The organism is Rhodococcus sp. HM1, assembly GCF_023218075.1.
Lineage (GTDB): Bacteria > Actinomycetota > Actinomycetes > Mycobacteriales > Mycobacteriaceae > Rhodococcus.
The window spans coordinates 40991-54612 of sequence record NZ_JALPTB010000003.1; the positions used below are offsets into that span (position 1 = coordinate 40991).

The following is a 13622-nucleotide window of genomic DNA, read 5'->3' on the forward strand; positions in this document are numbered from 1 at the left end:
CCTGTGGGGGATTCCGCAGTACGGGCCCGACGAGAACCTGAACCGACTTGTTCAGACTCTAAACCCATCGGAATCGTGGGAACTAATCTCCTTCGCGATTCGTACCGGCCCGAAATGCTAAGTTAGGTTTGCCTTTCCAACTGTGATCTGGTGCGGTGGGGGCCACCGAACGTCGTCTTCGCCACCGTGACAGGATGGTCAACCATGGTGGACGTGGAGTGGGAAACGTTGCGCGCCAAGGCACATGAAGCGATGGGGCGTGCGTACGCGCCGTACTCGCGGTTCCCGGTGGGGGCTGCCGCTCTCACCGCCGACGGCGCGGTTGTGAGTGGGTGCAATGTGGAAAATGTCTCACATGGGGTGGGACTTTGTGCCGAATGCGTACTCGTCGGTAACTTCGTTTCCGGTGGTGGCGGACGGTTGCGAGCGATCTCGGTCTGCGACGCCCGCGGCGCCGTTCTGATGCCCTGCGGGCGCTGCCGCCAGCTCCTCATCGAGCACGGCGGACCCGACCTGCTCGTCGACACGTCCCGAGGGCCGCGGCCCATGTCCGAGCTGCTGCCCGACGCGTTCGGGCCCGATGATCTTGCGGCCGTGCATCCGACGGGAGGCGATCGTGCCTGACATCGTCTCCGTGATCCGGCACAAGCGCGACGGTCTGGAACTGACCGGCGCCGAGATCGACTGGGTGATCAGAGCGTTCACCCACGACATCGTCGCCGACGAACAGATGGCGGCTCTCGCGATGGCCATCTGGTTCCGCGGCATGACCCGCGCCGAGACCGCCCGCTGGACGACCGCGATGATCGACTCCGGACGGCGTCTCGACTTCACCGGGTTGGGCCTGCCCACCGTCGACAAGCACTCCACCGGCGGTGTCGGCGACAAGATCACGCTGCCGCTCGCACCGCTCGTCGCGGCGTGCGGGGCTGCGGTGCCGCAGTTGTCCGGACGCGGACTCGGATACGCCGGCGGCACCCTCGACAAACTCGAATCGATTCCCGGCTGGCGCGCCGACCTCGGCACCGTCGAGATGGCCGAGATCCTCACCGATCCGGCGATCGGCGCGGTCGTGTGCGCACCCACCGAGGACCTGGCCCCGGCCGACCGCAAGCTCTATGCGCTGCGCGACGTCACCGGCACCGTCGAATCGATCCCGCTCATCGCCAGTTCGATCATGAGCAAGAAGATCGCCGAAGGAGCGGGCGCGCTCGTACTCGACGTCAAGGTCGGCTCCGGCGCCTACATGACCGAGCTGGGCGAGGCACGCGAACTCGCGCGCACGATGGTCGAGCTCGGCAGCGACGAAGGCCTGCCCACCGTCGCGTTGATCACCCGCATGGACACCCCGCTCGGGCGCACGGCGGGGAATGCGCTCGAGGTACGCGAGGCTGTCGAGGTTCTCGCCGGTGGCGGACCGCCCGACGTCGTGGAGCTGACCCTGGCGCTGGCGCGGGAGATGCTCGCTCTCGCCGGGATCGACGGCGTCGACCCCGCCGAGCGGCTGAAGGACGGCTCGGCGATGGACCGATGGCGCGCGATGATCGCCGCGCAGGGAGGCGACCCGGACGCTGCGTTGCCCACCGCCGCGTACACCGAGACCCTGCGTGCGGACTCCGACGGCATCCTCACCGGACTCGACGCCATGGCGGTCGGGGTCGCGGCGTGGCGGCTCGGCGCAGGTCGTGAACGGCAGGGGCAGGCCGTGCAGGCCGGCGCCGGTGTCGAGCTGCACGCGAAACCGGGCGAGGCGGTGCGCGCCGGGCAGGTCCTCGCGACCCTGCACACCGATACCCCGGAGAAGATCCCGGCCGCGCTCACCACGCTGCAGGGCGGGGTCCGGATCTCCGCCGAGGCGTCCGACGGAGGGGCACCCGCGGTGCCCGCGCGACCGCTCGTCGTGGAGCGGATCTCCGGGTAGCCGACTACCGTCGGGGCATGAACGAGCTGACTGCCCCGCAGGTGCGTACGGCACCGAAGGTTCTGCTCCACGACCACCTCGACGGTGGCCTGCGACCGGCGACGATTCTGGACCTCGCCGACGCATGCGGCCACACCCTGCCTGCCGATTCCGAGACCGAGTTGGCCGGATGGTTCCGGCAGTCGGCGGACAGCGGTTCGCTGGTGCGGTACCTCGAGACATTCGAGCACACGGTCGCCGTCATGCAGACTGCCGAGGGGCTCGAACGGGTCGCCCGCGAGTGCGTCGAGGATCTTGCCGCCGACGGCGTCGTCTACGCGGAGGTTCGGTTCGCGCCGGAACAGCACCTCGAGTCCGGCCTGACCCTCGACGAGGTCGTCGAACACGTTCTCGAGGGGTTCCGGTCGGGGGAGTCCGCGGTCGCGGCGGCTGGCGGCCGGATCCACGTGGGATGTCTGCTCACCGCGATGCGGCACGCGGCGCGGTCGCGTGAAATCGCCGAACTGGCAGTGCGTTTCCGCGACCGGGGGGTCGCCGGGTTCGACATCGCCGGCGCCGAGGCCGGATATCCGCCCAGCCGGCACCTCGACGCCTTCGAGTACATGCGAGCGGCCAACGCGCACTTCACGATTCACGCGGGCGAAGCGTTCGGGCTCCCGTCGATCCACGAGGCCGTCGCGTTCTGCGGCACCGACCGGCTCGGTCACGGGGTGCGGATCGTCGACGACATCACCGTCGCCGAGGACGGCACCGCGTCGCTCGGTCTGTTGGCGAATTACGTGCGGGACAAGAGGATTCCGCTCGAGCTCTGCCCCAGCTCCAATGTCCAGACCGGCGCGGTGGCCGCGCTCGAGGACCATCCGTTCGATCTGCTCGCGCGGCTGCGGTTCCGCGTCACCGTCAACACCGACAACCGGCTGATGAGCGACACCACGATGACGAAGGAGATGATGCGCCTGGTCGAGACGTTCGGCTACGGCTGGGTCGATCTCGAACGGTTCACCATCAACGCCATGAAATCGGCGTTCCTGCCGTTCGATCAGCGGCTCGAGCTGATCGACGACGTCATCAAGCCCGGCTACGCGGTGTTGATAGGCGCGTAGCGCCCGGTGTGCCTTTGTGGCGGTGGGAGCCGCCACAAAGGCACACCGGCGGCGGAGCCGCCTAGTGCTTGCGGAGTCGTGCCTCGAACTCGCGCTCGAGTTCGCGCCACGCCGCGACCTCGGCGTCGAACGGCGCGCTCGGGGCCAGGCGGCTCGTATCGGGCTCGAGCACGTAGTTGACGAACCAGCCCAGCTCGGTGGAACCGGCGAGCGCGGCGTCGGTGGAGTCGTCGCCGGCGTAGTTCGCGGCATCGGTGAACAACTCGACCGCGAGTTCCAGCTGGTCCGGGTCCACTGCGTCGACGCCCGCCGCGATGTCGTCGGCGATGCCGGTGAGCACGTACACGTTGTCGTCGCTCACCTCGATCTCGAGCGAACCGTCGGTCGCTGCGAGACGGATCTCGTCGTAGGTGCTCACTGTCGCGAGATCGTGGTCGTGACGGTCGGCCAGGTAGCGGGCGAGCGCACGCTCGGAACCGAATACCGAGATCAGGCCGTCTTTGCCGAGGAACAGCGCGTCGTCGTCCAGGTAGCACCGCAGGGTGAACCATGTGCCTTCGCTCGTGATGATCTTGATCGGGTCGATGCCGACCTCGCCCCAGAAGTCGTCGACGAGTTCCTCGTCCTCGTCTTCGTCCACGAACTCGTATTCCTCGTCGTCTTCGCCCTCGACGGTGTCGTCGGCCTCGACGACGTTCTCCTCCGCAGCGACGAGTTCGGACTCGATCTCCGCGACGATCGCGGAGTCGACGTCGGGGGTCGTGACGACGGCGTCGATCGCGTCGATGACGTCGTCCCAGTCCTCGGCGACCGCGGTGCCGACCTGGTTCCACAGGTCCTCGCCGTCGGCACCTTCGAACGCGCTCGCGCCGTGCTGCAGCAGTGTCGCGATCTCGGGCCGGTCGACGAACTTCGTCACCGCCTCGAGGTCGCACACCTCGCCCAGGCTGCGGACGACGTCGAAGGTGTCCTGGAGCTGGGCGACGATCTCCGGGTCGACGTCCTCGGCGACGAGTTCGGGCACCCCGACGATGTCGAACCGATAGGCGTCGTCGGGCTCGAACTCGACGGCCGCGAGCTTCACGACGACCGGCCAGGTGGGGTGCTCGACGAGATCGTTGTCGGTGTCGGAGCGGACGAACGCGACCAGTTCGGCGACACCGGGGAATCCGTACAGATCGTCCCCACGGCCGAGGAACGCCTGCCATTCCTCGCCGTCCTCGCGCCACCGGGGCACCCACAGGGTGACGAGGTTGTCGTCGGTGAGACCGAGCTCGATCGGGACGATGTCTCCAGCCATGGCGGGAAGCCTAGCCACCTCGCGCCCGAAGACATAGCCGGGAGTGGACGAGACCGTCATCACCGGAACGACTCGCGAAGATCCGACAGCAGCCGGTCGCGTTTCCGGGCTGCGATCCGCGCCGCCTCGTGCGCGGTCGCGAGGATCGCCGCGGACAATTCGGCGGCCTCGAGCCGGCACGCCGACTCCGCCAGATGCAGCGCGATCATGCCGCCTCCGCCGTCGACCTGTACCCACACCCGGCCATCCACGCTCATCGCTTCCGCCGTCACCTCGCCGAGCCCGGCCATCACGTCCTCGAGCATGCCCAGCCTTTCCCGAGCCCGTTCGACGATCTCGTCGACGCGGTGCCCGCTCACACCGACCTCAGCCAGGACGTGGGTTGCCGCTGCTCGTCGTCGTCCTGCTGGACGCGCGCCACCTCGTCCCGGGTGGGCAGGCCCATCCGGTCCAGCAGGGCGTCCGGCATGCCCTGGGCAGCGAGCTCGCCGCGGCGCAGCGCGGCGGCCTCGAGGGTCGCGCGGCGGCTGAGCGCGAGGATCTGCCCGGCCAGGTGCCCGGCCCCGTGGCGCAGTTCGCGGGGATCGATGTGCAGCTCGACCGGCACCCCCTGGTCGGTTGCGCGCACCGAGACGGTGCCTGCCGCATTGGCGGCGGTTGCTGTCGTGATGTTCATATCCGGTTGGACGCACCCGATCGCCGGCCGGTTCCCTCTCATCCGGTGGGCCGGTAGAACCCTTCGAAGGCCATGCCGCTGTTGCCGGTGCGGATCGGGGTGACGGCGACGGGATCGCCAGCTTCCACCATGAGGCCGTTGCCGATCACCATCGCGACGTGCCCGTCCCAGACGGCCAGGTCGCCGGGCAGGACCGAGTCCGGAGCGACCGGCGTCCCGATGTCCTGCTGCTGGGCCAGCCGGGGAAGCTCGACACCGGCCTGGCCGTAGGCCCACTGGGTCAGCCCGCTGCAGTCGAGTCCCTGTCCCGGGGTGGTTCCGCCCCACACGTACGGGGTGCCCTGCTGGGACAGCGCATGACGCACCGCCGCGGCGGCCGTGGCGTTGGGTGCGGTGGCGACGCTGCCGTCGGGCAGGCGCACCGCGCAGTCCGACGCCGATCCCGGCCCGAGGCCCCCGTCGTCGTAGAACGCGCGGCTGTCGCCGGAACCGGGATCGGTTTCGGACGGTCCCGCTCCCGTGGGGGGCGGCGTCTCCGGCAGCAGGGCGGTGAGCCGGTCGGTGTGCTGTGCCAGTTCGGACGTGACCCGGGCGAGTACGTCGAGGCCTGCCGCGAGATGTTCGAGTGCGGCAGCGAGCATCAGCAGCTGGCCCTGGGGCAGCGCGAGCGCGGGTTCGAGGCTGCGGGCGATGGAACCGAACGAGTCGACGATGCGGGCGATCTCGACGGCGCCGCCGAGGACCGTCGCGGTGCCGTCCACCGCGACCGCGGCGATCTCCATGCCGCGGTCGGCGGCGGCCAGCGTGTCGGCGAGTACCTGCTCGGCGCTGCGGACCGCGGTGTCCGCCGCGGTACCGGTCCAGTCCCACACCAGTTCGGTGAGCGCGGCGCGGCCGACGGCGTGCACGTCCTCCGCGATCGCGGTCCCCGCCCGCAACGCCGCGGCCGGATCGATCGCGGGTGCGGTGCCGGAGCCGAATGCGGTGAGCAGATCCGCCAGCGGAGCCGCGAGCAGATCGGCCCCGATGGTCATCGTCGCGCTCCCGCCTCGGGCGTGCCTGCGGACTGCAGACCCGTGGACCACTCGGCCTCGCGGTTCTCGTAGCCCGCTGCGGTCGCGGCGGCGACCACGGACATGCCGTCGAGTGCGGTCACGAGGCGGGACACGTGCTCTTCGTGCGCGCGATGCGCCGTGACCAGGGCCGCGACGAATCCTGTTCCGATCGGGCCGAGCCCGGTGTCCAGTTGTTCGGGGGCTGCGCCCCGGATCTCGTCGACCGCGCCGCGCATTCGTTCGGCCAGGTCTCCCGCCGTACCGCCGAACGCTGCGATGGTCTCCGGGCGTACCTGCACACCGTCCTGCCGAAACTCGCCTCTCACGCCTCACGCCCCTCGATGTCGGATCGAATCGCTCTCGACGGGTTCGACGCATTCGGGCGGCGGCCGGTTCCACCGTTCTATCCTTCGGGCATGGATCCGCTCGTCGTCGATCATCCGCTCGCTGCCTCGCTCCTCACGATCCTGCGCGATGAGCGCAGCGACAACGCCGCCTTCCGGCATGCACTGAGCCGGCTCACCCAGATGCTCGTGTACGAGGCGGTCAGGGACGCGCCGATCGAGCAGTTCGAGGTGCGCACGCCGATCACGACAACCACGGGGGTGCGGCTGAAGCAACCGCCACTTCTGGTCCCGGTTCTGCGGGCCGGTCTGGGCATGGTCGATCAGGCGCACGCGCTGATCCCGCAGGCGCAGGTCGGTTTCGTCGGGCTGGCGCGCGACGAGAAGACGTTCGAGCCGGTGCCCTATCTCGAGTCCCTCCCCGCCGATCTGTCCAGGCTGCCGGTGTTCGTGCTGGATCCGATGCTGGCGACCGGTGGGTCGATGGTGCACACGATCGAGCTCCTCGTGTCCCGCGGCGCGACCGACATCACCGCGGTGTGTGTGGTGGCGGCGCCGCAGGGTGTCGAGGCACTCGCGGCGTGCGGGCACCCGGTGCGGTTGGTGACCGCCACGATCGACGAAGGCCTGAACGAGAACAAGTACATCGTTCCAGGCCTCGGCGACGCGGGCGACCGTCAATTCGGGCCGCGATAACGGCCATCGCCTACTCTTCGAAACACGCAGCCGAATCGTGACATCGATGTCCATTTTGGTGCTTATGGTGCACATGGGGCTGCTGAGACGCTGTTCGTGCGCTGATCCGTTACCAACTCTTCACGATCTTCCTCACGAAATCGCTTGCGGCTCATTACTCTGAGGCGTGCATCACGATCGCTTCACTGTCATCAGTTCGTGAAATGGGGAAACGCGATGGTCCGCAATTCCGTAACGAAATCCCGCCGGCGATTCCGGGTAGCAGCACTGGGGGTGGCTGCCGCCGCGTTCGTGGCGATGGTCAACCCGGGCGCCGCAGGAGCCGCAGTCGACAACGCCCGGTCGATGCCGCTCGACGGCGGCGCCACGATCGAAGTCCTGCAGGCGGACACGTCGATCCAGTCCGTCCCGCCGCTCGACAGCTCACCGTTGAGCGTCGAGTTCTTCAGCGACGGTGTTGCCGCCGTCAAGATCACCGGTCCGGGAGCGGATGCGTTCACCGGTACCAAGCTCACCCTCGGCTATCAGATCGGCTATCCGGTCGCGCTGCCCGGCGCGATCGTGCACCTCTTCACCCCGAGCCTGGATTGGGGGGTGGGGAACAACGTCAATCTCGGCTTCGGCGATCTGCTCGGCGACCCTGTCATCGGCCTGGATCTGGGTGCCAATGCGCAGCTCGGAGGCCGGATCATCCCCGAGCACGAGTTCGAGATCGAACTCGAACCCGGCGGCATCACCGAGGTGCCGATCGTCGAGGGTCTGACCTTCGACGGCAGCGCGGTCACCGTTCGAATCGCCGGTGTGCACGGTTCCGTCTCCGGGGCGATCGGCCCGGTCACCGTCCGGCCGTTCGCGAAGGCGACCACCTCGAAGGGTGACACCGTCGTCACCTACGGTGTGCCGCAGCGGGTCTGACGACCCAGGATCAACCGGCCATCCCGGAAGCCCACACGCGCAGCGCCGCCAGCTTGCTGGTGGCGCTGCCGTGGTTTCCATCCACCGCGACCGCCTGCAGGTAGCACTTGAGCTTCGGTTCGGTGCCGGACGGCCGGACGACGACGCGGACCGACGCGCCCTCGAACACGAGCGCGTCGGTCCGCAGTCGTGTCTCCGCCCGGGCGAGATCGGTCACGGTGACCGCCTCGCCCGCGAGTTCGTCCGGCGGCGTGGCCCGCAGTGATGCCATGAGCCGGTCGATCCGCGTGAGGTCGGCGACCCGGATCGAGACCTGATCGGTCAGGTGCACGCCGAACTCGGCGTACAGATCGTCGAGCGCGTCGAGCAGCGTGCGACCACGCGTCTTCAGGTCTGCCACATAATCCGCGACGACGACCGCCGTCGCGATGCCGTCCTTGTCGCGCACCGCGTCCGGGTCGACGCAGTGGCCGATCGCCTCCTCGTACGCGTAGACCAGACCCTCGCCGGCGCGGGCCAGCCACTTGAAGCCGGTGAGGGTCTGCGCGAAGCGGGCGCCGCGCGCGGCGGCGACCTTCCCGAGCAACGTGGACGACACGATCGTGGTCGCCACCAGCGATTCCGGGCGCGCTCCCGCGAGGATGTGATCGCCGAGCAGCACACCGGTCTCATCGCCGCGCAGCATCCGCCAGCCCTCGACGGCGTGCCGTCGCGAGTCGCTGCCCGCCGGCACCCCCACCGCGCAGCGGTCGGCGTCCGGGTCGAGCGCAAGTGCGACGTCCGCGCCGACGTCCTCGGCGAGCGCCAGCAGCGCGTCGGTGGCACCGGGCTCCTCGGGGTTCGGGAACGCCACGGTGGGGAACGCGGGGTCCGGCGCGAACTGGGACGCGACGACGTGCACGTCGGTGAACCCGGCCTGCCGCAACGCCGCGACCGCGGTCTCGCCGCCGACGCCGTGCAGCGCGGTGAGTGCGATCCGCACGTTCCGGTGTGGCGACCGCGGCAGCGTCGCGACCCGCGCGAGGTATCTCTCGACGAGGTCGCCGCCCGAGGGTTTCACGGGCGTACGAGGCACCACGCCGCCGACCGCGTCGATCGCCGCTTCGATCTCGCGGTCCGCGGGGGAGACCAGCTGGGCACCGCCGGTGACATACACCTTGTAGCCGTTGTCGGCGGCGGGATTGTGCGACGCGGTGATCTGCACCCCGGCGACGGCACCGAGCGCGCGCACCGCGAACGCGGTGACCGGCGTCGGCAGCGGGCGGGGGAGCGCGACCACGTCGAATCCTGCCGCGGCGAGCACCTCCGTTGCCGCGGTGAAGAATTCGGCGGATCCCGTGCGGGCGTCGCGGCCGACGACGACGGTACCGCCGCCGTGCCCCTGCGCGTCGAGCCAGGCCGCGAGCCCGGCGGTCGTGCGCTCGACGACCGGCACGTTCATGCAGTCCGGGCCGTCGCCGACCGGTCCCCGCAATCCCGCGGTCCCGAAGCGCAGGCTCACAGCCGCGCCGCCAGTTCGCGCAGCAGATCGCCCATGCGGCGGGCCGCGGCCTGCCCTGCGGCCAGGACCTCGGCGTGGTCGAGGTGCTCACCGGTGACGCCCGCGGCCGCGTTGGTCACGAGCGAGATGCCGAGCACGCGTGCTCCCGCGGCGCGCGCGGCGATCGTCTCGTGCACCGTGGACATGCCGACGAGGTCGGCGCCGAGGGTGCGCAGCATCCGGATCTCGGCCGGCGTCTCGTAGTGCGGGCCGGGCAGACCCGCGTACACCCCCTCCGCGAGCGAGGGGTCGATCTCGCGGGCGAGGCTGCGCAGGTCGGCGGAGTAGGCGTCGACGAGATCGACGAACTGGGCGCCGACCAGTGGCGACCGGCCGGTGAGATTGAGGTGGTCGGAGATGAGCACGGGTTCGCCGACCTTCAGATCCGGGCGGATGCCGCCGGCGGCGTTGGTGAGGATCACGGTGCGGGCGCCGGCCGCGACGGCGGTGCGCACCGGATGCACGACGCGGCTGAGGTCGTGGCCCTCGTAGGCGTGGATGCGCCCGGCCAGCAACAGCACCGGGGTCCGTCCGACGGTCATCGAATGGACGGTTCCGGGATGACCGGCCGCGGTCGGCGGGGTGAAGCCGGGCAGGTCGTTCATGGGTACGTCCGCGACGGTCGGCCCGAACCGTTCGACGGCGGCGCGCCATCCCGAGCCGAGCACCACGGCGACCGGGTGGGCGGCCACTCCGGTGCGCTCGGCGAGGACGGCGGCGGCCCGTCCGGCTTCGGCGGGGGGATCGAGGATGGCGTCGGCTGCTCCCATGGCGCATGACCCTAGTGCCAACCTGCTTGTTACTCGCGAGTAGCTATTGGGTCTATCCTCGTGTCCATGCCTTATCTCGAACGTGACGGCGACGTCTTCGTCCTGTACCTCGGCGACCGGGACCGGGAGGTCGACGAGAACCGCTTCCATCCCGACCGGCTGGCCGAGATCGGTGCGCTGCTCGACGAGGTGGAGGCGCACGACGGTCCCGCCGCACTCGTGACCGCCGCGACCGGAAAATTCTGGAGCAACGGCCTCGACACCGACTGGATCTTCGGGAATCTGCCCGACCTGCCCGGCTATCTCGACACCGTGCACGCGCTGTACGTGCGGATGCTGACCTTCCCCGCCGCGACCGTCGCCGCGATCCAGGGCCATGCGTTCGGCGCCGGCGCGATGCTCGCCCTCACCCACGACTTCGCGGTGATGCGCGCCGACCGCGGCTTCTGGTGCCTGCCCGAGGTGCAGCTCGGTATGCCGTTCACCGTCGGCATGTCCGCGCTGCTGCGCACCCGGCTGACCCCGGCCACCGCGGTCGAGGCCGTCACCACGAGCCGCCGTTACGGAGGCTCCGACGCGCTGGCCGCCGGGATCGTCGCGCAGGCCGTCGACGGGGACGCGGTCCTGGCCGCGGCGGTCGAGCGGGCGGCGGGACTGACCTCGACCCGTGGCGCGAACCTCGGCGTCGTCAAACGGGGCCTGCACGCGCCCCTCGTCGCCGCACTCGAGACGAAGACCGACGAGTCGAACTTCCGCTTCGGCTGACCGTTGGACCGGGCGGTCGGCATGACAGACTGGACGATGTGACGACCGAAGCGGACAGGGTGATCGAGGCGGCGTCCGACGAGCTCATCGCCCTCTCGCATTCGATCCACGCGGAACCGGAACTCGCGTTCGACGAGCACCACAGTGCCGCAAAGGTCGTCGAGGTCCTGCGCGCCGCGGGATTCGAGATCCGCACGGGGATCGCCGATCTCCCGACCGCGTTCGACGCCCGCTTCGGCAGCGGCGAACTCGTCGTCGGAATCTGCGCCGAGTACGACGCGCTGCCCGGAATCGGTCACGCCTGCGGGCACAACATCATCGCCGCCGCTGCCGTCGGTGCCGGTCTCGGTCTCGCGTCCGTCGCCGATGCCCTGGGAGTCACCGTGCGGGTCATCGGAACCCCCGCCGAGGAGACCGGCGGGGGCAAGGTGCTCATGCTCGAGCGCGGGGTGTTCGACGACGTCGCCGCGGCGATGATGGTGCATCCGGGTCCCTTCGACATCACCGGTGCGACCTCCCTCGCGCTGGCGGACATCGCCGTCAGCTACGAAGGACGCGAGGCGCACGCGTCGGCGGCACCCGAGTACGGACGCAACGCCGCCGACGCCGCGACCGTCGCCCAGGTCGCGATCGGGTTGCTGCGTCAGCACCTCCTGCCGGGCCAGCAGATCCACGGCATCGTCAGCGACGGCGGCACGGCCCCGAACATCGTGCCCGCGCACACCGAGTTGCTGTACTACCTGCGCGCGACGACCGCGGAGTCGCTCGCCGACCTGTCCGAACGGGCCGGGAACTGCTTCGCGGCAGGGGCGCTCGCCGCCGGCTGCACCCACCGGATCCGGACGGTGTCACCCACCTACACCGAACTCACTCCCGACCCGTGGCTCGTACAGGCATATCGTGAGGTGATCATCGGCATGGGACGGGCGCCGCTGCCCGTCGAAGAGGAAGGATCGCGCCCGCTGGGCAGCACGGACATGGGAAACGTGACGAATGTTGTGCCGGGTATCCATCCGGTCATCGGACTCGATTCGGGTGGTGCGGTCACGCACCAGGCTGCTTTCGCGGCGGCGTGTATCACCGAGTCCGCGGATCGGGCGGTGCTCGACGGAGCCCGGGCGCTCGCGGCGACCGCGGCCCGCGTCGCGTCCGATGCCGGTCAGCGTGATCGCCTCCTCGAAGGGGTCGCGCGCCGATGAACCCCTATGTCGAGAAGTGGCTCGGTGACCACACCCAGGACCTCACCGCATGGCGTCGCCACATCCATGCGAACCCCGAACTGGCGCGCCAGGAGTACGCGACGACCGAGTTCGTCGCGGGGCACCTGTCCGCGGCCGGGCTTGAACCGAAGGTGCTGCCTCGCGGGACCGGCGTGATCTGCGATCTCGGGCCCACCACGGGACCGCGTATCGCCTTGCGCGCCGACATGGACGCCCTGCCGATGCAGGAGCTGACCGGACTGCCGTTCGCGTCCTCGGTCCCCGGTGTTTCGCACGCGTGCGGTCACGACGCCCACACCGCCGTCCTGCTCGGCACCGGACTCGCATTGGCCGAGGTCCCCGAGCTGCCCGTCGGAGTCCGGCTGGTGTTCCAGCCCGCCGAGGAGGTCATGCCGGGCGGTGCCCTGGACGTCGTCGCGGCCGGCGGTCTCGACGGGGTGTCCCGGATCTTCGCGCTGCACTGCGATCCGCGCCTCGAAGCGGGGAAGGTCGGGATGCGGGTCGGTGCGATCACCTCCGCCGCCGACACCGTCGAACTGGTGCTGGATTCGCCCGGTGGTCACACTTCGCGCCCGCACCTGACCGGCGATCTGGTCTACGGGCTCGGCACCGTCATCACCGGACTGCCCGGCATGCTCAGCCGCCGCATCGATCCCCGGACCGGCACCGTCATGGTCTGGGGTGCGGTCAGCGCGGGCAAGGCGCCGAACGCGATTCCGCGGACCGGGATGCTCGCCGGCACCGTGCGTACCGGCGACCACGAGACGTGGGAACTGCTCGAACCCATGGTGCGCGAGGTCGTCCACGGTCTGCTCGCACCGACCGGGGTCAGCTACGAACTGGACTATCGCCGGGGTGTGCCCCCGGTCGTCAACGACGAGGTCTCGGCGCGCATGTTCGAGGCCGCGATCCGGGCCACCGACCCGGACGCCCTGGCCGACACACCGCAATCCGGTGGCGGCGAGGACTTCTCGTGGTACCTCGAGCAGATCCCCGGGGCGATGGGCCGGCTCGGTGTGGGATTCGGGACCGGACCGGCGCTCGACATCCATCAGCCCACGTTCGACCTCGACGAGCGGGCGCTGCCGGTGGGGGTGCGGGTGATGACCAACCTCGTGCTCGGCGCAGGGTGAAACGGCTGGATGAGCTCAGCCTGCCGTTCAGCGCGCTCGACGCCGAAGCGGACGGCGACCATGCCCACACGGCGGTCGGAAAGGTGCAGCTCACCGCGCCGGGGCGCGGCACCGGCCGGATTCTGGTGCGACCTGAGCAGATCTCCGTCGAAGGGGCGGTGGAGAAGTCGTCGTTCACGTCCGC

15 protein-coding genes are annotated in these 13622 nt (G+C 70.0%); 8 read left to right on the forward strand and 7 right to left on the reverse strand.

Annotation, left to right across the window (positions count from 1 at the left end):
* Positions 1–204 precede the first annotated feature (204 nt).
* Genes M1M07_RS02425 through M1M07_RS02435 form a run of 3 tightly spaced genes read left to right on the forward strand, consistent with a single transcriptional unit; the run spans position 205 to position 3024 of the window.
* Entirely contained in the window at positions 205–624 is a 420-nt protein-coding gene (locus M1M07_RS02425; protein ID WP_197254985.1) for a cytidine deaminase, read from the forward strand.
* Positions 617–1921 (forward strand): thymidine phosphorylase, encoded by a 1305-nt coding sequence (locus tag M1M07_RS02430; RefSeq protein WP_248673207.1) that lies wholly within the window; start codon positions 617–619, stop codon positions 1919–1921. Before M1M07_RS02425 ends, M1M07_RS02430 begins: the two co-directional genes overlap by 8 nt.
* Positions 1922–1938: 17 nt before the next feature.
* The gene (locus tag M1M07_RS02435; RefSeq protein ID WP_248673208.1) at positions 1939–3024 is read left to right on the forward strand and encodes an adenosine deaminase; all 1086 of its coding nucleotides are present in this window, start codon (positions 1939–1941) and stop codon (positions 3022–3024) included.
* Positions 3025–3085: 61 nt separating this feature from the next.
* Here the strand turns inward: M1M07_RS02435 and M1M07_RS02440 are convergent, their stop codons facing one another.
* Genes M1M07_RS02440 through M1M07_RS02460 form a run of 5 tightly spaced genes read right to left on the reverse strand, consistent with a single transcriptional unit; the run spans position 3086 to position 6381 of the window.
* Positions 3086–4324, reverse strand: coding sequence for a primosomal protein (locus tag M1M07_RS02440; RefSeq protein WP_248673209.1), 1239 nt, complete (start codon positions 4322–4324; stop codon positions 3086–3088).
* Positions 4325–4383: 59 nt separating this feature from the next.
* On the reverse strand, positions 4384–4683 hold the full coding sequence (locus M1M07_RS02445; protein ID WP_248673210.1) for a YbaB/EbfC family nucleoid-associated protein: 300 nt from the start codon (positions 4681–4683) through the stop codon (positions 4384–4386).
* The gene (locus tag M1M07_RS02450; RefSeq protein WP_248673211.1) at positions 4680–5000 is read right to left on the reverse strand and encodes a hypothetical protein; all 321 of its coding nucleotides are present in this window, start codon (positions 4998–5000) and stop codon (positions 4680–4682) included. The genes M1M07_RS02445 and M1M07_RS02450 overlap by 4 nt, the downstream gene beginning before the upstream one ends.
* 38 nt (positions 5001–5038) lie before the next feature.
* The gene (locus M1M07_RS02455) at positions 5039–6034 is read right to left on the reverse strand and encodes a C40 family peptidase (RefSeq protein ID WP_248673212.1); all 996 of its coding nucleotides are present in this window, start codon (positions 6032–6034) and stop codon (positions 5039–5041) included.
* A complete protein-coding gene (locus M1M07_RS02460) occupies positions 6031–6381 on the reverse strand; it encodes a type VII secretion target (protein WP_248673213.1) in 351 nt (116 codons plus the stop codon). Before M1M07_RS02460 ends, M1M07_RS02455 begins: the two co-directional genes overlap by 4 nt.
* Positions 6382–6471: 90 nt before the next feature.
* Between M1M07_RS02460 and upp the strand changes: the two genes are divergently transcribed.
* Positions 6472–7095, forward strand: coding sequence for a uracil phosphoribosyltransferase (gene upp / locus M1M07_RS02465; protein ID WP_248673214.1), 624 nt, complete (start codon positions 6472–6474; stop codon positions 7093–7095).
* A 216-nt stretch (positions 7096–7311) separates the two neighbouring features.
* Positions 7312–8010: an MspA family porin gene (locus tag M1M07_RS02470; RefSeq protein WP_248673292.1), complete on the forward strand. Its 699-nt coding sequence runs from the start codon at positions 7312–7314 to the stop codon at positions 8008–8010.
* 10 nt (positions 8011–8020) lie between these two features.
* Here the strand turns inward: M1M07_RS02470 and M1M07_RS02475 are convergent, their stop codons facing one another.
* Together M1M07_RS02475 and M1M07_RS02480 are read right to left on the reverse strand one after the other, a co-directional pair.
* Entirely contained in the window at positions 8021–9511 is a 1491-nt protein-coding gene (locus M1M07_RS02475; protein ID WP_197253858.1) for a phospho-sugar mutase, read from the reverse strand.
* Entirely contained in the window at positions 9508–10320 is an 813-nt protein-coding gene (locus tag M1M07_RS02480; protein WP_248673215.1) for a purine-nucleoside phosphorylase, read from the reverse strand. The genes M1M07_RS02475 and M1M07_RS02480 overlap by 4 nt, the downstream gene beginning before the upstream one ends.
* A 66-nt stretch (positions 10321–10386) precedes the next feature.
* Between M1M07_RS02480 and M1M07_RS02485 the strand changes: the two genes are divergently transcribed.
* Genes M1M07_RS02485 through M1M07_RS02495 form a run of 3 tightly spaced genes read left to right on the forward strand, consistent with a single transcriptional unit; the run spans position 10387 to position 13438 of the window.
* Positions 10387–11085, forward strand: coding sequence for an enoyl-CoA hydratase/isomerase family protein (locus M1M07_RS02485; RefSeq protein ID WP_197253854.1), 699 nt, complete (start codon positions 10387–10389; stop codon positions 11083–11085).
* 38 nt (positions 11086–11123) lie between these two features.
* A complete protein-coding gene (locus M1M07_RS02490) occupies positions 11124–12284 on the forward strand; it encodes a M20 family metallopeptidase (RefSeq protein ID WP_248673216.1) in 1161 nt (386 codons plus the stop codon).
* Positions 12281–13438, forward strand: a complete 1158-nt coding sequence (locus M1M07_RS02495; RefSeq protein WP_197253849.1) for a M20 family metallopeptidase — start codon at positions 12281–12283, stop codon at positions 13436–13438. The genes M1M07_RS02490 and M1M07_RS02495 overlap by 4 nt, the downstream gene beginning before the upstream one ends.
* The last annotated feature ends 184 nt before the right edge of the window (positions 13439–13622 follow it).